This is a genomic window from Streptomyces sp. CB02414 (genome assembly GCF_001905385.1).
Lineage (GTDB): Bacteria > Actinomycetota > Actinomycetes > Streptomycetales > Streptomycetaceae > Streptomyces.
Map to the genome: position 1 here is coordinate 472,947 of NZ_LIPF01000004.1, position 19,310 is coordinate 492,256.

The following is a 19,310-nucleotide window of genomic DNA, read 5'->3' on the forward strand; positions in this document are numbered from 1 at the left end:
CGGGCGGTCTCAGACATTCCGGTCACGCAGCGCCGCGCGGGCCGGGAGGGACACGGCGACGAGGCCGAGGGACACCGCGGCCGCGGCGAACGCGGCGTACAGCAACGGGGGCACGTACGGGAGTTCGCCCGTCAGGCCGCGCATCATCGGGGTCAGCGTGATCATGGCGATGGCGGTGCCCAGGGCCACGCCCGCCGCCGACACCAGCAGACTCTCCCAGCCGAGCATGCGCATCACCTGGCGGCGGGTGGAGCCGACGAGGCGGAGCACGGTCAGTTCGCGCCGGCGGTCCAGGACCGTCATCACCAGGGTGTTGACGGCGGCGACGGCGGCGAAGCCGCCCAGGACGGCGGCCATCATGTAGTTGGCCCAGGCGCCGAACTCCCGGTCCACGTTCTGCGCGACGGCGTACCCGGAGGCGTCGGTGACCTCGCCGAGTGCGGCGAGCGGACCGGCGTCGCCGCCGCTGACCAGCAGCGTGTCCGCGAAGGCCGACGTGACGTGCCCGTCCAGCGAGGCCCGGTCCATCGTCACCGCCGGCAGGCCCAGACCGCGGCCGTAGACCGCGACGACTTCCGGGGCGGCCTTCGTGCCGTCGGGGAGGTAGAGCGGCAGCTTGTCGCCCAGCTCGACCTTCGCCGCGGTGGCGAGGGTCTTGTCGATGGCGATACGGCCCTCGCCCACCCGGTCCAGGCTGCCGCCGCGCACGTCCAGGTCCTGCACCCGGGCGAGCTCGGCGCCGGGGCCCGAGACGCCCTGGGTCGCGGTCCCCTGCAGCGACGTCTCGCCGCCGCCCTCGACGGGCACCAGTACCTGCGTGTCGAGCAGGCTCACCGCCGCCTCGACGCCGGGGACGCGGGCGGCCCGGTCGGCGGCGTCGGCGGGCAGGCCCGCCGGGTTCGTGACCACATGGTCGGCCGTGATGCCCTCGCGCAGCTGCTGCGAGGCGACGTGGCTCTCGCTCGTGTGCATGAAGACGAGCGTCGAGGCGAAGGCCATCGCCAGCACGATCGGCGTGATCGCCGAGGCCAGCCGACGGGCGTTGGTGCGGGAGTTGGCGGCGGCCAGCGACGCGGAGGCGCCGCCGCCGCGCAGCAGCAGGCCGAAGAGTGCCGCGCACAGCCGGGCCAGGACCGGGCCGAGCAGGGCGACGGCCAGCATGAAGAGCATCACGACGCCGAGAGAGGCGTTGGCCGCGTCGGAACCGGCGGCGGAGGCGGCGACGCCGGCGAGCGCCGAGCCGCCGCCGACCGCGCCCAGACCGAGGACGGTGCGGACGACACCCGGCCGCAGCCGTTCCACCGAGGCCTCGGCCAGCGCCTGACCCGGCTTGATCCGCGCGGGCCTGCGCCCGGCCGCCCAGCCCGCGCCGAGCGCGGTGAGCAGGCCGACTCCTACGGCCGCGAGCAGGGGGAACCCGGAGACGTGCAGTTCGACCGCCTTCGGGACGGCCCCGCGGTCCTGCATCTGCCCGAACCACCAGTGCGCGAGCCCGATGCCGGGCAGGCAGCCGAGTATCCCGGCGAGCGGGGCGACCAGCAGCGCCTCGGCGGCGACCGCGCGACGGATCTGCCGCGGCGTGGCGCCGACGGCGCGCAGCAGCGCGAACTCGCGGGAGCGCTGGCCGACGGAGAGGGCGACCGTTCCGGCCGCGGTGAAGACCGCGACCAGGGTCGCGATCCCGCCGAACGAGCCGCCGACCGCGAAGAGCGTCTCCTTGGCGTAGGCCAGACCGTGGTCCTCGACCTCGCCGCGGTCGTCGCCGGTGAGCACCCCCGCGCCGGAGCCCGCGAGGGACTTCTCGACGGCGGCGGCCAGAGCGTCCAAGTCGGCGCCGTCCTCGGCCGTGACGGCGATGGCGTCGGCCTGGCCGGGGTGCCCGGCCAGCACGGACGCCTCGGAGTCGGCGAACCAGGCCGTGGCCCCGCCGCCCACCCCTTCCTCCGCGGTGTCGCCCGGACCGGCCTCGGCCAGCCCGGACACCCGGAAGCCGGCGCGGCCGTCGGCCGTTTCCAGCGTGACGGTGTCGCCGACGCCCGCCTTCGCCGCACGGGCCGCGTCGGCGCCGAGGACGACCTCGCCCGCGTGCGGCGCGGCGCCGGAGGTCAGCGCGCTGCCGGTGAAGGTGTGCGCGCCCCAGCCGTGACCGGTGAGCGCGCTCGACGAGGTGGTGCCCTGGTGCACCGGGAAGGTGAAGTCCGGGACGGCGGTGGCCGCACCCGGCACCTCGGCGGCCCTCGCCGCCAGCCGCGCGTCCACGCGGGCGGTGTCCGGCAGCGGGTACGCGGTTTCCTCGGGACCGTCGATGGTGTCGGCGACGACCCGCGCCGACTGGTCGGCCGCCACGACGACCGGCGCGTTCGCGTACCGCTCCGCCGGCACCGACGCCCGCAGGCTGGTCTCCAGCAGGACGCCGCAGGCCGCGACGATCAGCGCCGACATCATCAGCGCGACGAACGTGCCCGCGAACGAGGCGGGCTTGAAGCGCACGGCCGCGCGGGCGAGGCCGTTGGGAGCGAACTTCCTCATGCCGCCGCCCTCGCCATCGCCCGGGCACGGCCGGTGAGCGCCGTCATCCGCGCCGCGATCTGCTCCTGCGAGCCGCGCTCCAGGTGGTCGGCGAAGGCACCGTCGGCGAGGAACAGCACGCGGTCGGCCCAGGCGGCCGCGGCCGGGTCGTGGGTGACCATGACGACGGTGGCGCCGAGGGCGTCCACCGCCTGCCGGAGCAGGCCGAGGACCTCGGCGGCGGTGCCGGTGTCGAGGGCGCCGGTGGGCTCGTCCGCGAACACCACGTCGGGGGCGGTGACCAGGGCGCGGGCGACGGCCACGCGCTGCTGCTGACCTCCGGAGAGCTCGCCGGGCCGGCGCCGCGCCTTGTCGGCGAGGCCGACCTGGGCGAGTACCTCGGCCGCCCGGGCGCGGTCCTGGCGCCGTCCGGCGAGGCGCATGGGCAGCAGGACGTTCTGTTCCACGGTGAGCGACGGCAGCAGGTTGAACGCCTGGAAGACGAAGCCGAGGCGGCTGCGGCGCAGCTCGGTCAGCTCGTTCTCGCTCATGCCGGTGATCTCCGTACCGCCGAGGCGCACGGAACCCGCCGACGGCCGGTCGAGCCCGGCGGCGCACTGCAGGAAGGTGGACTTGCCGGACCCGGACGGGCCCATCACGGCGGTGAAAGTGCCGCGCGGGAGGGCGAGGTCGACTCCCGCCAGCGCGTGCACGGTGCCCGCGCCCCGGCCGTACTGCCGCCGGACCCCGCGCAGTTCGACGGCGAGGTCCGGTGTGGCGGGTGGTGCCCCCTCCGGCCGGCCGTCCGCCTTCTGCCTCTTGGTGCTGCGCAGCCTCATCTTCGGCCCTCTCCTGATCTTCCGTGCTGACGGGATCAAGAGTGCGAGGAGGGCTGCGTCCCGGGCGTCGTACCCGGGAGCCAACATGGAGGTGCTACCCCGGTAGGGGGTGGACGAGGGGCAAGGGGCGCGACCGGTCTACTCGCCCGGTGCCACCAGCCCCGACTCGTACGCGAAGACCACCGCCTGCGCCCGGTCGCGCAGGTCGAGCTTGGTGAGGACGCGGCTCACATGTGTCTTCACCGTCTGCTCGGCCAGCACCAGCGTCTGGGCGATCTCCGCGTTGGACCGGCCGCGGGCTACCAGGGTGAGGACTTCGGTCTCGCGGTCCGTCAGCGCCTTCAGCCGCAGCGCGGGCCTGCCCCTGGTGGCGGGACGTTGCCGGGCGAAGTCCGCGATGAGCCGGCGTGTCACGGAGGGGGCGAGCAGCGCGTCGCCGGAGGCGACGACGCGTACCGCCGCGATGAGGTCGGCCGGCGGGGCGTCCTTCAGCAGGAAGCCGCTGGCACCGGCCCGCAGCGCCTCGTAGACGTAGTCGTCGACGTCGAACGTGGTGAGCATCAGGACCCGCGGCCGGTGCTCACCCGCCGGTGCGCCGCCCGCGCCGCCCGGCGGGGGCCCGAGGATGCGACGCGCGGCCTCCAGGCCGTCCATCTCGGGCATGCGGACGTCCATCAGCACGACGTCGGGACGGGTGCGGCGGCTCAGCTCGACGCCCTGCGCGCCGTCGGGGGCCTCACCCACCACGTCGATGTCGCTCTGGGCGGCCAGCAGTGCGGCGAAACCCGCCCGCACCATGGCCTGGTCGTCGACGATGATGACGCGCGTGGTCACGTGAGGTCCTTTTCATCGAGGGGGAGACGGGCGGCCACCCGGAATCCGCCGTCCGGCAGCGGTCCCGTGTCGAGGGTGCCGCCGACGAGCCGGACCCGCTCGCGCATGCCGATGAGGCCGTGCCCGGTGCCGCCCTCCTCGAGCGGCGCGACGGGTGGCTCGGGCGGTGGTCCGTTGACGACGAGGACGGTGAGCCGCGCACCGTCCTCGACGGCGGACGCCGACACCGACACCCGCGTCGGAGCGCCCGGCGCGTGCCGCACCACGTTCGCCAGGGCCTCCTGGACGATGCGGTACGCCGAGAGGCCCACCGTCTCGGACACGTCGGCGTCGCAGGGGGTGAACTCCACGGGCACGCCCGCCCGCACCGTCGCCTCCACCAGCTGACCGATCCGCGTCAGGCCCGGCTGGGGCGCGAGCTCGCCGTGCGCCTCCTCGCTCCGCAGCACGCCCAGGAGCCGCCGCATCTCACCGAGGGACTCGCGCGCGGTCGCCGCGATGGACGTGAACTCCTCCTGCACGTCCGGGGTCAGCCGGTCGAGACGGTACGCCGCGGTGTCCGCCTGCACCGTGATGACGGACATGTGGTGCGCCACCACGTCGTGCAGCTCGCGCGCGATGCGGGCGCGCTCCTCCAGCAGCGTCCGCCGGCCACGCTCGGCCTCGCTGATCGTCTCCTGCTCGGCCAGTCTGCGCTGCGCCTCGTACCGCTCGCGGAGCGCGGCGGCGAGCAGGAGCGTGATGCCGCCGAGGATGGTCAGCAGCAAGGTCATGGCATCGGTGCCGTGCGGCGTGGCAAATCCCAGGCCGACGTTCGCGCCCGCCGTCGCCAGCCACACCAGCAGCAGCGTCCGGCGCCGTTCGCGCAGTCCCAGGGCGAGGCAGAGGCCGACGTACCCGACGATCCCCATGGGCGGGAACGGCCACAGGAGCCGCTCCTCGAAGTCGACGGTGCCCAGGGCGAGCGCTCCGGCGACATCCGCGGCGAAGACCACGTACCAGGCCCGCAGCGGGCGGACGACGGCGAGCAGCAGCGGCGCCGACTGGGCGACGGCCAGTGCGCTCGCGAGGCCGCCGTTGAGGCCGTAGTCGGCGGTGAGGACCTGGATGGTGGTGGGGAGCAGGGCGACGCAGAGAACGAAGGCCACGCCCCACGGCAGCAGCCGCACCCACCGACGCGAAGCGCCCGCGAGCAGCGCGCGCGGGCGTTCCTCCTCCACTGACGTCATGGGCAACACCTTATGCGGAGGCGGGGCGGCCGGTGCGGGCACGTGTGACGTGCCCGCACCGGCGGCGTCCTGCGCATCAGAGGAAGTCGGAGGAGGTCAGGAGACGGAGGTCCCGAAGATCCCCAGTTCGTGGATCGAGTAGCCCCACGTCGTCCTCCGTTCGATGCCCTGGACGCGGATATGGCTGACGGCCTCGTCGCCGGCGAGGCGTACGACGTCGTTGCCGCAGTCCTGCGGGCGCTGCGTGGACACGGTCTTCCAGTTCACGCCGTCCGCGGAGGTCTGGACGGCGTACTCCGTCGCGCACGCGCTCTCCCAGGCGACGGTCACCGCGGCCACCTTCGCGGGGGCGGCCAGCTCGACCTGCACCCACGCGTCGTCCGAGTAGCCGGAGGCCCAGCGGGTGCCCATGGAACCGTCGTTGACGTGGCGCGGGGCCAGCCGGTCGAGGTCCTGCTCCACGCTGGAGGCCGACGCGGTCCCCTTCAACGCCAGGTTCTCCGTGCCGCCGGCGGAGTCCCACAGCTGGAGCCTGAGCCCGGCCTGGAAGAGGAACGTGTCGAGCACACCGTCACCGACCTTGGGCTGGACCGATCCCCAGGAGTTGCGCGGCGGGTCGGTCCGCACGGCACGCGCCTGCCGCTGCAGTGCGTCGGACTCGGCCAGCAGCCGGTCGGAGGTCTCCTTGTCGCCGGCCTGCCGTGCCGCGAGGGCGTCGAGCATCCTCACCATTGCCGTGCCCCACAGCTCGGTGGCGTCCAGCCACGGGGCGGCGTCGACGGTGAAGCCCTTTTCCACGGCGCCGCCGCGGATGGTGGCCGGGGCGCGTTCGACGGCCCGCGCGTAGGTGCGCAGGGACTTGACCGCCGCGGTCCGGTCACCCTGGTCCCACGCCGTCCAGAACCGTGTGACGCGGCGGGCGAGTTCGGGGGCCTGGGGCTGCCAGGGCGTGGCGCCGAAGGTCGGGGCCATGTGTTCGAGGTCTCCGAAGACGAGCAGGGCCTCGGTGGCCTGCCGGTCGCCGCCCGCGAGGTAGGCCATGGCGCTGCGCCAGTTCTTGCCCGGGTCGTAGGCGTGGTCGTTCCAGGTGAAGTCCGCCGTGCCGAAGACGGCCACCTTGCTGGCGTACGGCTGGTTCATGGGGTTGGCCACGATGCCGGACAGGTGCTCGGACAGGCCTGCTTCACGCTTGTCGTACGGGGCGAGGAGCAGTCGCCCGCTGGTGTTGCCGAAGTCGTTGACCGGGTAGTTGTCCCACACGAAGACGTCGCGGCCGAAGACCTCCGCCGCCTGTTCCGCCTCCTTGTTGGTGATCCGCGTCGGCACGACGCCCACGCCGGTCCACTGGACCTCGACCGCCGGGTCCAGGCCGCCGCGCAGGGCCTGCTTGTAGGCCGAGTCCGTGTTGTTGTAGTACTCGGTGGGCACCATCTGCAGCGGCCACGTGCCCTCGTGGGTGGCGACGAAGGTGCGCTGTACGTCGTTGAGCAGGTCGACCTGCGCCTTTCCGGCGGCTCCCGCGCCGGGTTCGCCGTAGACCGTCCGGTCGGCCTCGCAGTTCCAGCTGGTGTAGTTGATGTCGTCGAGCGGGATGGAGAAGGCGCGGGTCCCCAGGTCGTACAGGGCCTGGAGCTTGTCCTTGAGCGCCTTGCGGTCGGCGGGGTCGGAGTAGCAGATCGACTCGCCGGGGGAGACGGCGAAGGTGAAGCGCACATGATTCGCCGTGGCCCGGTCCACCAGTTCGCCCAGCTCCGCCAGCTTGTCCGCCGGGTAGGGCTCGCGCCACTTGCCCCGGTGGTAGGGGTCGTCCTTGGGTGCGTAGATGTAGGTGTTCGCCTTGACGTCCCCGTAGAAGTCCATCTGGTCGAGGCGCTCGGCGTGCGTCCACGGCTGCCCGTAGAAGCCCTCGATGGTGCCCCGCAGCGGCATCGACGGGAAGTCGCTGACCCGCACGCCCGCCACTTTCCAGCCCTTGCCGCCTGTGCGGACGAAGAGCTGGCGCAGGGTCTGCACGGCGTAGAACTGCCCGGCGGCGTCCTGCCCGCCGAGCGTGATCCGCGAGCCCTTGCCGGCTCCCGTGGCCCGCAGGGCGTAACCCTCCGCGTGGTCCGGCACCGCCGTGCTCCCGAGCGCCTCGGCGATGTCGGGGCGCGCGCCCGGGCCCAGCCGCACCGTGAGCAGGCCGGCGGCGGCCCTGGGGACCTTTCCGGGGGCTACGACGTCGACCCGGTCGGCGCCGTGCGCCTTCAGCTCCTCCACAAGGCGGTCCCGGGCGGCCGCGTCGGTGTCCTCGTCGGCCACGACGATCACCCGGCCGGTCACGACGGCGTCCTCACCTGCGGGAGTGAGGGACTGCGGGGTCGGTGAGACGGGCGGTACGCCGGACGCCACGAGGGGGTGGGGGTCCGCTGCGGCGGCCGGCAGGGTCTCGAGTGCCATGGTACTTGCGAGTGCGAAGCAGAGACTGACCGATGTCATGATGCTCACGCGTCTTTGCATGGACTCTCCAAGCTTGGTCTGGACCAACAAGTTCCCTTGTCCTGAGCGATGATGAGGGATCAACGGGTCAAGACGTAAGACGTGTGGGGTCTAGACCTCTCATGCGTCCCCCTTTACTCTGGCCAACACCCGCATCCGGCCGTGCGGCCGCCGTCCCGACAGGCGGCTAGCGCAGGAGCCTGGCGCGGAGGAGCGCCAGGGTCCGCCTGTCCAGGCCGAGGCCGTCCGTCAGATAGCCGCGCAGGCTGCCGTAGTCCTCCTCGACCTGCTCCAACGCAGCCTCGAGATAGCCCGCGCGGACCTCCTGAAGGGGGATGAGCAGATCGGGGTCGCGCATGTAGCCGGACTCCCTCAGCCCCTCGCGGACCTCGCGGTCCGCCTCCCGGCGGAAGGTGTTGGAGAGCAGGAAGTCCCGCTCGGCGGCCCGCGCCGGGACTCCGACGGCGCGCAGCAGGAGGTAGCTCATCCAGCCGGTGCGGTCCTTGCCCGAGGTGCAGTGGTAGAGCAGTGGCGTGCCCTTGGCGTGGGCCACGTCCCGCACCACCGCGGCGAACTGACGGCGGCTGTCCGCGTCGGTGACGAACGTGCGGTATATGGACCGCATCATCCGCTCGGCCCTGCCGCCACCGAGCGCCGCCTCCTGCGCGGCCGGGTCCTTGGAGCCGATGACCTCCGTCGTCCTGGCGTACAGACCCAGGTCGTCCACCGGCCGGGAGGTCACGGTGACACCCTCCGGGAGGCGGTCGGCGCCGTCGCGCCCGACCTCCTGGGGGAGGCGGAAGTCCACCACGGTGCGCAGGCGCAGCCCGGACAGCTTCGAGACGTCCCTCTCGGTGAGCCCGCTGAGCGCGTCGGCGCGGAAGACCCGGCCGTGGCGCACCTGACGGCCCCTGTCCGTGCGGTACCCGCCGAGATCGCGGACGTTGACCGCGTCCTGCAACGCGATGTGGCGGACCTCGTCGGTGGTGGCCGCGGTGCGAGCGGCCGTCGCGGTGGGCTGCGCCATCGCCTCGGGGACGGCGCGGGCGGGGAGGGTGCCGAGTACGACGACGGACACCAGGGCTCCGGCCGTACGACGGACACGGGAACCACGCATGAGATCAACTCCAGGCTGTGGGGAGGGACCTGACGGGGGAGTGCGCGGCGGAGAATGCCGCCCACTGCGTGCGTCGACCGAGGGGAGTACCGGCCGACCAAACGTTTGTCAGGCGGAAGCTAGCAGCGGCCGGCCACCCCCGGGACCCTTCCGCCACCGCACGGCGCCGGCTTTCCCGGTGAGCGGGAATTCACGCTCACCGCTCGCGACGGACCCCGCCTAGCCTCCCGGAACGGCCCCGACGCCCCGCGACGGACATCCGTGCTCATCACTGGAGGAGAAGATGACTGCTCTCAACGACGAGGTCCGGGTCATCGACGCGGGCAGGCCGCCCGCGCGCTTCGCCCGGGGCTGGCACTGCCTCGGCCTCGCCGACGGCTTCAAGGACGGCAGGCCGCACGAGATCGAGGCCTTCGGCACCAGACTGGTGGTCTTCCAGGGCCAGGAGGACGGCGAACTGCACGTCCTGAACGCCTACTGCCCGCACATGGGCGGCAACCTCGCCCAGGGCAGCGTCAAGGGCGACGCCGTGGCCTGTCCGTTCCACGACTGGCGCTGGTCGGGCAACGGCCGCTGCGCCGGCATCCCCTACGCCCGCCGGGTCCCGCTGCGCGCCCGCACGCGCGCCTGGACCACCCTGGAGCGCAACAAGCAGCTCTTCGTCTGGAACGACCCCCAGGGCAACCCCCCGCCGCCCGAGGTCACCGTCCCCGAGATCGCCGGCATCCACGGCCCGGACGCCGACGAGTGGAGCGACTGGACCTGGCACACGCTCCGCGTCGACGGCGCCAACTGCCGCGAGATCGTGGACAACGTCGTGGACATGGCGCACTTCTACTACGTCCACTACGCCTTCCCGGAGTACTTCAAGAACGTCTTCGACGGGCACGTGGCCACCCAGTACATGGAGAGCAGCCCGCGCGGCGACATGGAGCTCGGCACCCTGAGCGCGGGCCGCCTGCGGTCCGACGCCTCGTACTACGGACCCTCGTACATGATCGACAACCTGTACAGCGACGTCGGCGGCGGCGCCGAGATGGAGATCGTCCTGATCAACTGCCACTACCCGATCGACGAGAACAGCTTCCTGCTCCAGTACGGGGCGATCGTCAGGAGGCTCCCCGGGATGACGGACGAGCAGGCCGCCGAGGCCGCCCGGCTGACCGCGGACGGCGCGACCGTCGGCTTCGAGCAGGACGTGGCCATCTGGCGGAACAAGACCCGGATCGACAACCCCCTGCTGACCGAGGAGGACGGCCCGGTCTACCAACTGCGGCGCTGGTACGAGCAGTTCTACGTCGATGTCGACGACGTGAAGGACGAGATGGTGCGGCGTTTCGAGTTCGAGGTCGACACCGAGCGCGCCAACCGGGCCTGGCGCGCGGAGGTCGAGGAGAACCTCGCCCGCGCCGAGGCTCGGAAACTGGCCGGCGGCACGGCGGCCGGGACGACGGAACCCGGCGTCTGACATGCGGCAGGTGGAGTGCGGGACCTGCGGCAACCAGGTCCTCTGCGAGAAGTTCAGCATGGCCCACACCTCGGTGCAGTGGACCGCGGACGCGGCCGTCGTCTGCGCGGAGTTCCGGGGCCGGGTGACCGGAAGCAGCGCCCGGATATGCACGTGCCGGGCGCTGCGCGACAGCATCGACCGCGCCGTCGAGGACGGCACCCTGGAGGTCACCCATGGGTGAGCCGGCGAGCACGTCGCGCACCTGCCTGGTCACCGGAGCGGCCTCCGGCATCGGCGAGGCCGCCGCCGCCCACCTGCGCGCGCGGGGCCACACCGTCGTCCGGGCCGACCTGGCGGGCGGTGACATCCGCGCCGACCTGTCCACGGCCGACGGCCGGGCCGAACTCGTGGCCCGTGCCCGCGAGCTGACCGGCGGCCGGCTCGACGCCGTCGTCGCCTGCGCGGGCGTCGCGCACTTCGACCCGGTCACCATCCGCGTCAACCACTTCGGCGCGGTGGCCACGCTGGAAGGGCTGCGCCCCCTGCTGGCGGCCGGCACCGACCCGCGGGCCCTGGTCATCGGCTCGATCGACTCCGTGCACCCGACCGACCCCGCGATCGTGGACGCCGCGCTCGCCGGTGACGAGGAGGCCGCGGTGACCGCCTCCCGGGCGGCCGTTGACCGGGGCGAGGGGCACCTCGTGTACTCCTCCTCCAAGGCCGCGGTCTCCCGCTGGGTCCGCCGCCTCGCGGTCACCGCCGAGTGGGCGGGCGCGGGCATCCCTCTCAACGCCGTCGCCCCCGGCGTCGTCGTCACGCCGATGACCCGCCCCATGCTGGACGACCCCGGGACGCGGGGGCTCGTCGAGCGGAGCGTGCCGATGCCGCTGCACGGCCACGCCCGCCCCGAACGGATCGCCCCGCTGATCACGTGGCTGACCTCCCCGGAGAACGCCCTGGTGACCGGGCAGGTCGTCTTCGCCGACGGCGGGGCCGACGCCGTCCTGCGCGGCGACCGCACCTGGTGAGGCACGCGCCTGGCGACCACACACGGCAACGCACGGGAGCCGCACGACTCCATCGGCCCCGCGCCGACCGTCGCCGTCGTCCGGGCGAGGCCCGCCCGCGCCGCGAACAGCCCCGGGTTCCCCGGCCGCGCGCCGGCCGGGCGCTCGTGGGCCCGTCCGCCTCCCGACGCCGAACTGGGCGCTGTCCGGCGGCCGCGTCCCGAACCCCTACGAGGAGACGCCCATGAACACCCGAACGCTCGAACGTTCCGCCGTGCTGGCGGCCGGCCCCGACGAGGTCTGGGCGGTCGTCGGTGACTTCGGCGGGCTCGCCGGCTGGCACCCGCACCTGCCGCCGTCCACGCTGGAGGACGGCGCCGACGCGGAAGTGCCCGGCGCCGTAAGGGCCTTCGCGGTCGGCGGGCAGGTCGTCGCCCGTGAGCTCCTGCTGGACCACGACGCCGAGGCCCGCCGGTACCGTTACGTGCTCCTCGACCCGGTGGCGCTGCCGGTGGACGAGTACGTGGCGACACTGGCCGTGCACCCGCACGCCGACGGGGCCGAGCTCCGGTGGTCGGCCGTCTACCGGGGCACCGACGACGTGGTGCCGCGCGTGGAGTCGCTCTTCGGCGACGGGACCTACGGCACCGGACTCGACGCCCTGCGGGAACGCTTCGCCCGGCACTGACCGGACCACGGACGGCAGGGCGCCACACCGGTCACGTCACGTCACATCCACTCGCTGGTGCGGAGCCAGGACATCATGCTGTCCATCACGGGCTGCGGCACACCGGCCTCGGGCAGCGCCGCGGCCGTCCGCGCCCGCTGCTTCGCGCGCTGCCCCGGCCCGAACATGGCCTGCCACACCGAGCGGGTGCAGCCCCGCACGGCAGGGGCGATCCGCTCCAGCTCGCGGTGGACGCCGTTGCCGCACACCGAGACCGAGGCCACCGCCCGGCCCGCTCCGCGCAGGGGCGCGGCCACGCAGAAGACGCCCTGGAAACCCTCCTCGCAGTCGAACGCCACCCCGCGTTCCCGCACCATCGCCAGCTCGCTGCGGAAGGCCTCGGGCCGGGTGATGGTGCGCGGTGTCCGGGGCCGCAGCCCCTGCCGGATCACCGGCTCCACCAACGAGTCGTCGCTGAAGGCCAGGATCGCCTTGCCCGCCGCGGTGCAGTACGCGGGCTGCCGGCCACCCACCCGGGACGGCACACCGGAGTCGAGCGATCCGCCGATCCGCTCCAGGTAAACCACCTCGGTGCCGTCGAGCACCGCGAGGTGCACCAAGTGGCCGGTGGACTCGTGCAGCGCGTGCAGATGGGGCAGCGCCGCCCGCCGCAGCCGGTTGTGGTGCGAGGCCAGCGCGCCCAGCTCCAGCATGCCCATGCCCAGCCGGTAGTCACGGCCCTCGCGCTCCAGCCAGCGCTGCCGCACCAGTTGGTCGAGGATGCGGTGCGCCGAGGACCGGGGCAGACCGGAGCGCTGCACGACCTCGGTGAGGGTGAGCCGTGGCTGCCCGGTCTGGAACGCGCTCAGCACCCGCGCCGCCTTCTCCAGCAGGGACGGGGGCGGGCCCGAGGCATCGGCAGCATGCGTGGTCAACGGCACCTCCCGCACGGACGGCCGACCAGCCCGTGGCCGCGGCCGTGATCTCCGGTATTGCATGGATATTGCAGGGAATGGTGACCGCTGCAAAGAGGCTGTTCGGTTGCGGAACGGTAACGCGTGCCCTGCCTCCCGTCACCACCTCCGGCGCACCCGGTCACCACCACACCTCCCGCTCAGTGGGAGAAGCCCGTTCCGCCGCGCCGGCGGCCGGACGTACGGTCCTGCCATCTCCACCCACCGGGACCTTCCACCAGGACGATCCGAGAAGGGACACTCCATGGCCGACGATGTGCTGGCTGCCGTACGAGACCTCGCCCCGAGTCTGCGGGAGCGCGCGGCCGAGGCCGAGGAGCTGCGCCGGGTGCCCGACGCCTCCGTCAAGGAGCTGGAGGCCACCGGCTTCTTCCAGCTGCTGCAGCCCAGGGCCTTCGGCGGCCGGGCGGCCGACCCGGTGCTCTTCTACTCGGCGGTGAAGGAGATAGCCAAGGCCTGCGGTTCGACCGGCTGGGTCGCCTCCGTCGTCGGCGTCCACCCCTGGCACGTGGCCCTGTACGACCCGCGGGCCCAGCAGGAGGTGTGGGGTCAGGACCCGAAGACCCGCATCGCGTCCTCGTACGCGCCCACCGGCAAGGCGACCCCGGTCGAGGGCGGCTTCCGGCTGTCGGGCCGGTGGCACTTCTCCTCCGGCTGCGACCACGCCCAGTGGGCCCTGCTGGGCTGCCTCGTCCCGGACGCCGAGGGCCGGCCGTTGGACATGCGCACCTTCCTGGTGCCCCGCTCCGAGTACCGGATCCACGACGTGTGGGACACCGTCGGCCTGCGCGGCACCGGCAGCAACGACATCGCCGTCGAGGACGTCTTCGTCCCCGACCACCGCGCGCTCAGCTTCGGCCCGGTGACCGCCCTTCAGGTGCCCGGCCACGAGCTCAACCCGGAGCCCCTGTACCGGCTGCCGTACGCCGGTGTGTTCACGACCACCATCTCCACCCCGATCGTGGGCATCGCCGAGGGCGCCTACGAGTCCTACGTCGAGGCCACCAAGCAGCGGTTCCGCGTCTCCTACGGACAGAAGGTCGCCGAGGACCCCTTCGCACAGGTGCGCATCGCCCGCGCGGCCGGCGACATCGACGCCGCCTGGCTCCAGCTGAGCCGCAACATCGGCGAGATGTACGCCCACGTCCGGCGCGGCGAGGAACTCCCGATGGAACTGCGCATCCGCACCCGCCGGGACCAGGTGATGGCCACCGAGCGGGCGGTCGCCGCGATCGACCTGCTGATGGAGAACGCGGGCGGCGGCGCCATGCGCAACGGCCCCAACCCGATCCAGCGCGCCTGGCGCGACGCGCACAACGGCCGCGGCCACGCCGCCAACGACCCGGAGCGGGCGCTGGTCATGTACGGGCAGTGCGCCCTCGGCATCGAGACCCGGGACACGATGGCCTGACAGGCGCCGCCGGCCTCTTCCTCGGCCGAACTCGAACTTCCTTCGCCCCGAACCTCGTCGCACCGAACACCGAAGACCTCGAAAGGGCTGATCATGGACATCCGTGCTCTCGGATACCTGCGCCTGGAGACCACCAGGCTCGCCGAGTGGCGCACGTACGCGCTCGACGTCCTCGGCATGGTGGAGGCCCCCGGCACCACCGAGGACACCCTCCGGCTGCGCATGGACGACCGGGCCCACCGCATCGTCGTCCAGGCGGGCACGGGCGACCGGCTGCTGGCGGCCGGCTGGGAGGTGGCGAACGCCGCCGCCCTGGCCCGGGCCGGCCAGGAGCTGGAGGCGGCGGGCGTCGCCGTCAAGCCCGCCGACGCCGCCGAACTCGCCGACCGCCGCGTCCGGGGGCTGATCCACGTGACGGACCCCTGCGGCAACCCGCTGGAGATCTACTGGGGCCAGGCCCAGGACCACACCGCGCTCGGCGCCCCGTACGGCAACCGCTTCGTCACCGGCGACCTCGGCCTCGGCCACGTGGTGCTGCCGGTGCCGGACGTCGAGGCGGCCCTGGACTTCTACGAGAACCTGCTCGGCTTCCAGCTGCGCGACTCGATGAAGCTGCCGCCGCAGGCCGTGCCGACCGCCGCCGAGCAGCGGGACTTCCACTGGATGCACTTCCTCAGCCCCAACAAGCGTCACCACAGCCTGGGGCTGTACCCCGGCGCGCTGCCCCCCGGGATCGTCCACTTCATGGTGGAGCTGGAGACCCTGGACGACGTGGGCCGCGGCCTGGACCGCATGAACGCCGCGGGCATCCCCATCGCCTCCAGCCTCGGCCGCCACACCAACGACCACATGGTGTCGTTCTACGCGCAGGCACCCGGCGGATTCCAGGTCGAGTACGGCTGGGACGGCCTGCTCGTCGACCCGGACACCTGGGTGGCCAAGGAGATCACCGCCGACAGCTTCTGGGGCCACCAGTGGAACGGCTGAGGGCACGCCAGGTCGACGCGGACGTCTTCCGGGACGTCCTCGGCCGGTTCGCCAGCGGCATCACGGTGGTGGCCGCCCTCGACGCCGGGGAACCGGCCGGGTTCGCCTGCCAGTCCTTCGCCTCGCTCTCCCTCGATCCCCCCTGGTCATGCTGGCCGTCGGCAAGGCCTCCACCAGCTGGCCGAGGATCGAGCGGGCCGGCCGCTTCTGCGTCAACATCCTCGCCGAGGACCAGCGGGCCACGTGCGTCGCGCTGGGCCGCAGCGGCGCCGGCAAGTTCGCCGACGTGCCCTGGCACACCTCGCCGCACGGCACCGTGGTCCTCGACGGCGCCCTCGCCACCGTGGACTGCCGCCTGGCCGCCGTCCAGGAAGCCGGCGACCACCACATCGTCACCGGCGAGGTGGTCGGCCTCGCCGCACGGGAGCACGGGCTGCCCCTGCTCTACTTCCGCAGCCGCTACGCCACCGGCACGTTCACGAGCTGAGCGTCCCTGCCCGCACCGCAACGACACGACGAGGTGGAAGCGATGAACGACAGGTGGGACCACACCTACGACGTGGTGGTGGCCGGCTCCGGCGCGGCGGGCATGGCCGCGGCCATCACCGCCCGGCTGCGCGGACTGACCGTCCTGGTGGTGGAGAAGAACGACGTCTACGGCGGCACGACCGCCCTGTCCGGCGGCGCGATCTGGGTGCCGGACAACTTCCACCTGGACGCCGCCGGACTCGGCGACACACCGGAGAAGGCCCGCGCCTACCTCGACGCCACCGTCGGGGAGCGGGTCCCGGCCGAGCGAAAGGCGGCCTACGTCGAGCACGGGCCGCGCATGGTGCGCGAGTTCCACGACCGCACGGCCGTGAGGTTCGTCCACACCCCGGGATACTCCGACTACTACCCCGAGCGGCTCGGCGGTTTCCCCGAGGGCCGCTCCGTCGAACCGCGGATCTTCGACCTCACCAGGCTCCCGCCCGGCCAGCGGGCCACCCTGAACCGGGCCGGGCTCCCCACCTACGGACTCACCATCACCTCGAAGGACTTCCGCCACCTGAACATGGTCGCGCGCACCTGGGCCGGCCGGCGGACCTCGGTGAGGGTCGCCGCCCGGGCCGCCGGGGCCCTCCTGCTCCGCCGGAAGCCGCTGTCCCTCGGCGAGGCACTGATCGCCCGGATGCGGCACTCGCTGGACCGCCTCGGCGGCGAACTGTGGCTCTCCGCACCACTGACCGGCCTGGTGGAGGACAACGGCCGGATCACCGGCGTCCGGGTCACCCGCGAAGACGGCCGGGAGCGCGCGATCAGGGCCACCGGCGGCGTGGTCCTCGCCTCCGGCGGCTTCTCCCACAACCAGCGCCTGCGCGAGAAGTACCTCCCCGCCCCCACGGCCACCGAGTGGAGCTCGGCGGCCGACGGCCAGACGGGCGACGGGCTGGAGCTGGGCCAGTCCGCCGGTGCCGCCGTCGACCTGATGGACCGGGTGTGGGGCGCACCGTCCGTGGTGCCGCCCGGCGGCAGGCCCTTCTTCCTGGTGGCCGACCGCGGTGTCCCCGGAATGGTGATCGTCGACTCGGCGGGGGAGCGCTACGCCAACGAGGCCGCGCCGTACCACGAGTTCGTGGACGCCATGTACGCGCACCACCGGCCCGAGGCGTCCACCGTGCCGTCCTGGATGATCCTCGACGCCAGGTCCAAGGCCCGCTACATCGTCCTGGGGCTCTTCCCGGGCCAGTCCTTCCCCAAGCCGTGGCTGGAGAGCGGGTTCGTCAAGAGGGCCGGGACCGTCGAGGAGCTGGCCGCCCGCACGGGCCTGCCCCCGGAGCGGCTGCGCGCCACCGTGGACCGCTTCAACGGCTTCGCCCGCGCCGGCCGCGACGAGGACTACCACCGCGGCGACAGCGTCTACGACCGCTACTACGGCGATCCGACCCTGCCCAACCCCAACCTCGCGCCGCTGGAGAAGGGCCCGTACTACGCGATCCCCGTGCACCCCGGCGACATCGGCACCAAGGGCGGCCTGGTCACCGACGCCATGGCCCGGGTGCTGCGGGAGGACGGGACGGCGATCGACGGCCTGTACGCCTCCGGCAACGTCTCGGCCGCGGTCATGGGCGAGACGTACCCGGGGCCCGGCGCGACCATCGGTCCCGCCATGACCTTCAGCTGGATCGCCGTCAACCACATCGCAGGCACGTGAGAGAGGGAAAGGGGGCGCACATGCGGCGTTTCGAAGGCCGGCGGGTGCTGGTCACCGGTGGCGCGTCGGGCATCGGCCGGGCGACGGTGCTGCGGCTTCTGTCGGAGGGGGCGGCCGTCGTGGCCGCCGACATCGCGGCGGCCGGGCTGAAGGAGACGGCCGCCCTGGCCGCCGGCCAGGCGGAACCGCCTGCCACCGTCGTCGTCGACATCGCCGACGAGGCCTCCGTAAGGGACGCGGTCGGCGCCGCCACCGCGCGCCTCGGCGGCCTCGACGTACTGGTCAACGCGGCCGGCGTCCTGCGCTCGTCGCACACCCACGACACCACGCTCGACTTCTGGAACACGCTCGTCGCGGTCAACCTCACCGGCACCTTCCTGATGACCCGGGAGGCGCTGCCCGCGCTGCTGGCAGCCGGACGCGGCGTGATCGTCAACTTCAGCTCCACGTCGGCGAGTTTCGCCCACCCCTACATGGCGGCCTACGCGGCGACGAAGGGCGGCATCCAGTCCTTCACCCACGCCATAGCGGCCGAGTACGCCAAGCGGGGGCTGCGGGCGGTGTGCGTCGCCCCGGGCAGCATCGCCAGCGGCATGACCGCCGACCCGGGGCTGCCCGAGGACACCGACTGGGACCTGTACGCCAAGCTGCGGCCCGCCCTCGCGGGGGAGGGGTTCGCCGACCCGGCGACCGGCTTCGCCGCCCCGGAGACCGTGGCGGGCGTCGTCGCGATGCTGGCCTGTGACGACGGCGCCTTCGTCACGGGCACCGAGATCCGCGTCGACGGCGGCACCCACATGTGAACGGGAGGGAACCCTCATGACGGATCTGCGGGGCCGGACGGTGATCGTCACCGGCGGAGCCCGGGGGATCGGCGCGGCGGCCGCCAGAGCCGCGGCCGGCGCCGGGGCGCGGGTGGTGCTGACCGACGTACGGGAGGAAGAGGGTCGCGAGACCGCACAACGGCTCGGCGCGGACGCGCTGTTCGTCCGGCACGACGTGACCTCCGAGGACGGCTGGCGCGAGGTCGTGGACCTCGCGGTGGCGGCGTACGGCACGATCGACGGGCTGGGCAACAACGCGGGCGTCTCGGGCGGCTCGCACCCGCTGGAGCAGCAGTCGGTGGACGACTTCCGCCGGGTGGTCGACACCAACCTCACCGGTGTCTTCATCGGCATGCGGACCGTGATCCCGGTGATGAGGGAGGGCGGCGGCGGTTCCATCGTCAACGTCTCTTCCGCTGCAGGGCTCATGGGCCTCGCCCTGACCGCCGGCTACGGCGCGGCCAAGTGGGGCGTGCGCGGACTGACCAAGGTGGGCGCAGTGGAGCTGGGCACGGCCCGGATCCGCGTGAACTCGGTCCACCCCGGCATGGTCCACACGCCCATGACCGCCCACCTCGGCATCGAGCGGGGCGAGGGCAAGTACCCCCGTACCCCCATGGCGCGGGTCGGCCAGGCCCCGGAGATAGCGGAGGCGGTGGCCTTCCTGCTCTCGGACGCCGCCTCCTACGTCACCGGCGCCGAACTGGCCGTCGACGGCGGCTGGACCACGGGCCCCACGGTCCAGCAGCTCACCGGCCGGGACATCAAGAGCGACTGACGAGGAGCGTACG

The 19,310-nt window shown here is 73.2% G+C and carries 17 protein-coding genes; 10 read left to right on the plus strand and 7 right to left on the minus strand.

Annotated features, from left to right (window positions below; genetic code table 11):
* Positions 1-9 precede the first annotated feature (9 nt).
* The 6 genes from AMK11_RS16225 to AMK11_RS16250 all read right to left on the minus strand — a co-directional run bounded on the left by AMK11_RS16225 (position 10) and on the right by AMK11_RS16250 (position 9,005).
* A complete protein-coding gene (locus AMK11_RS16225; protein WP_073727624.1) occupies positions 10-2,529 on the minus strand; it encodes an ABC transporter permease in 2,520 nt (839 codons plus the stop codon).
* Positions 2,526-3,347: an ABC transporter ATP-binding protein gene (locus tag AMK11_RS16230; protein WP_073727626.1), complete on the minus strand. Its 822-nt coding sequence runs from the start codon at positions 3,345-3,347 to the stop codon at positions 2,526-2,528. The genes AMK11_RS16225 and AMK11_RS16230 overlap by 4 nt, the downstream gene beginning before the upstream one ends.
* Before the next feature lie 138 nt (positions 3,348-3,485).
* A complete protein-coding gene (locus AMK11_RS16235) occupies positions 3,486-4,181 on the minus strand; it encodes a response regulator (RefSeq protein ID WP_073727628.1) in 696 nt (231 codons plus the stop codon).
* Positions 4,178-5,410 (minus strand): sensor histidine kinase, encoded by a 1,233-nt coding sequence (locus tag AMK11_RS16240; protein ID WP_073727630.1) that lies wholly within the window; start codon positions 5,408-5,410, stop codon positions 4,178-4,180. Before AMK11_RS16240 ends, AMK11_RS16235 begins: the two co-directional genes overlap by 4 nt.
* 96 nt (positions 5,411-5,506) lie before the next feature.
* Entirely contained in the window at positions 5,507-7,849 is a 2,343-nt protein-coding gene (locus AMK11_RS16245; RefSeq protein ID WP_073727631.1) for a beta-N-acetylglucosaminidase domain-containing protein, read from the minus strand.
* A 226-nt stretch (positions 7,850-8,075) separates the two neighbouring features.
* Positions 8,076-9,005, minus strand: a complete 930-nt coding sequence (locus AMK11_RS16250) for a tyrosine-protein phosphatase (protein WP_241846990.1) — start codon at positions 9,003-9,005, stop codon at positions 8,076-8,078.
* A 283-nt stretch (positions 9,006-9,288) separates the two neighbouring features.
* On the opposite strand from AMK11_RS16250, the gene AMK11_RS16255 reads away from it, so the two are divergent.
* The 4 genes from AMK11_RS16255 to AMK11_RS16270 all read left to right on the plus strand — a co-directional run bounded on the left by AMK11_RS16255 (position 9,289) and on the right by AMK11_RS16270 (position 12,150).
* Positions 9,289-10,473: a Rieske 2Fe-2S domain-containing protein gene (locus AMK11_RS16255; protein WP_073727633.1), complete on the plus strand. Its 1,185-nt coding sequence runs from the start codon at positions 9,289-9,291 to the stop codon at positions 10,471-10,473.
* Position 10,474: 1 nt separating this feature from the next.
* Positions 10,475-10,696 (plus strand): hypothetical protein, encoded by a 222-nt coding sequence (locus tag AMK11_RS16260; protein ID WP_073727635.1) that lies wholly within the window; start codon positions 10,475-10,477, stop codon positions 10,694-10,696.
* On the plus strand, positions 10,689-11,483 hold the full coding sequence (locus tag AMK11_RS16265) for an SDR family oxidoreductase (protein WP_073727637.1): 795 nt from the start codon (positions 10,689-10,691) through the stop codon (positions 11,481-11,483). Before AMK11_RS16260 ends, AMK11_RS16265 begins: the two co-directional genes overlap by 8 nt.
* 223 nt (positions 11,484-11,706) lie before the next feature.
* Entirely contained in the window at positions 11,707-12,150 is a 444-nt protein-coding gene (locus tag AMK11_RS16270; RefSeq protein WP_073727639.1) for an SRPBCC family protein, read from the plus strand.
* Positions 12,151-12,191: 41 nt separating this feature from the next.
* Here the strand turns inward: AMK11_RS16270 and AMK11_RS16275 are convergent, their stop codons facing one another.
* Positions 12,192-13,070 carry an IclR family transcriptional regulator gene (locus AMK11_RS16275; protein WP_241846991.1) on the minus strand — a complete coding sequence of 293 codons (879 nt, stop codon included), beginning with the start codon at positions 13,068-13,070 and terminating at the stop codon, positions 12,192-12,194.
* A gap of 277 nt (positions 13,071-13,347) precedes the next feature.
* Between AMK11_RS16275 and hsaA the strand changes: the two genes are divergently transcribed.
* From hsaA to AMK11_RS16305, 6 genes are all read left to right on the plus strand, one after another.
* Positions 13,348-14,514, plus strand: a complete 1,167-nt coding sequence (gene hsaA, locus AMK11_RS16280) for a 3-hydroxy-9,10-secoandrosta-1,3,5(10)-triene-9,17-dione monooxygenase oxygenase subunit (RefSeq protein ID WP_073727643.1) — start codon at positions 13,348-13,350, stop codon at positions 14,512-14,514.
* Positions 14,515-14,607: 93 nt separating this feature from the next.
* Entirely contained in the window at positions 14,608-15,501 is an 894-nt protein-coding gene (locus AMK11_RS16285; protein WP_073727645.1) for a VOC family protein, read from the plus strand.
* Positions 15,502-15,649: 148 nt separating this feature from the next.
* Positions 15,650-15,988 carry a flavin reductase family protein gene (locus AMK11_RS16290; RefSeq protein ID WP_241846992.1) on the plus strand — a complete coding sequence of 113 codons (339 nt, stop codon included), beginning with the start codon at positions 15,650-15,652 and terminating at the stop codon, positions 15,986-15,988.
* Positions 15,989-16,030: 42 nt separating this feature from the next.
* Complete coding sequence (locus AMK11_RS16295; RefSeq protein ID WP_073727647.1) at positions 16,031-17,695, plus strand: FAD-dependent oxidoreductase; 1,665 nt, start codon at positions 16,031-16,033, stop codon at positions 17,693-17,695.
* 20 nt (positions 17,696-17,715) lie between these two features.
* Entirely contained in the window at positions 17,716-18,498 is a 783-nt protein-coding gene (locus tag AMK11_RS16300; protein ID WP_073727649.1) for an SDR family NAD(P)-dependent oxidoreductase, read from the plus strand.
* A 16-nt stretch (positions 18,499-18,514) separates the two neighbouring features.
* The gene (locus AMK11_RS16305) at positions 18,515-19,297 is read left to right on the plus strand and encodes a glucose 1-dehydrogenase (RefSeq protein ID WP_073727651.1); all 783 of its coding nucleotides are present in this window, start codon (positions 18,515-18,517) and stop codon (positions 19,295-19,297) included.
* Positions 19,298-19,310: the final 13 nt, after the last annotated feature.

What these genes read in the sequence shown, in the direction of transcription:
- AMK11_RS16290 (WP_241846992.1), top strand. Translation starts at nt 15,650, where the DNA reads ATGCTGGCCGTCGGCAAGGCCTCCACCAGCTGGCCGAGGATCGAGCGG.
- AMK11_RS16305 (WP_073727651.1), top strand. Translation starts at nt 18,515, where the DNA reads ATGACGGATCTGCGGGGCCGGACGGTGATCGTCACCGGCGGAGCCCGG.
- AMK11_RS16295 (WP_073727647.1), top strand. Translation starts at nt 16,031, where the DNA reads ATGAACGACAGGTGGGACCACACCTACGACGTGGTGGTGGCCGGCTCC.
- AMK11_RS16270 (WP_073727639.1), top strand. Translation starts at nt 11,707, where the DNA reads ATGAACACCCGAACGCTCGAACGTTCCGCCGTGCTGGCGGCCGGCCCC.
- AMK11_RS16225 (WP_073727624.1), bottom strand. Translation starts at nt 2,529, where the DNA reads ATGAGGAAGTTCGCTCCCAACGGCCTCGCCCGCGCGGCCGTGCGCTTC.
- hsaA (WP_073727643.1), top strand. Translation starts at nt 13,348, where the DNA reads ATGGCCGACGATGTGCTGGCTGCCGTACGAGACCTCGCCCCGAGTCTG.
- AMK11_RS16255 (WP_073727633.1), top strand. Translation starts at nt 9,289, where the DNA reads ATGACTGCTCTCAACGACGAGGTCCGGGTCATCGACGCGGGCAGGCCG.
- AMK11_RS16265 (WP_073727637.1), top strand. Translation starts at nt 10,689, where the DNA reads ATGGGTGAGCCGGCGAGCACGTCGCGCACCTGCCTGGTCACCGGAGCG.
- AMK11_RS16250 (WP_241846990.1), bottom strand. Translation starts at nt 9,005, where the DNA reads ATGCGTGGTTCCCGTGTCCGTCGTACGGCCGGAGCCCTGGTGTCCGTC.
- AMK11_RS16245 (WP_073727631.1), bottom strand. Translation starts at nt 7,849, where the DNA reads ATGGCACTCGAGACCCTGCCGGCCGCCGCAGCGGACCCCCACCCCCTC.
- AMK11_RS16300 (WP_073727649.1), top strand. Translation starts at nt 17,716, where the DNA reads ATGCGGCGTTTCGAAGGCCGGCGGGTGCTGGTCACCGGTGGCGCGTCG.
- AMK11_RS16285 (WP_073727645.1), top strand. Translation starts at nt 14,608, where the DNA reads ATGGACATCCGTGCTCTCGGATACCTGCGCCTGGAGACCACCAGGCTC.
- AMK11_RS16240 (WP_073727630.1), bottom strand. Translation starts at nt 5,410, where the DNA reads ATGACGTCAGTGGAGGAGGAACGCCCGCGCGCGCTGCTCGCGGGCGCT.
- AMK11_RS16260 (WP_073727635.1), top strand. Translation starts at nt 10,475, where the DNA reads ATGCGGCAGGTGGAGTGCGGGACCTGCGGCAACCAGGTCCTCTGCGAG.
- AMK11_RS16230 (WP_073727626.1), bottom strand. Translation starts at nt 3,347, where the DNA reads ATGAGGCTGCGCAGCACCAAGAGGCAGAAGGCGGACGGCCGGCCGGAG.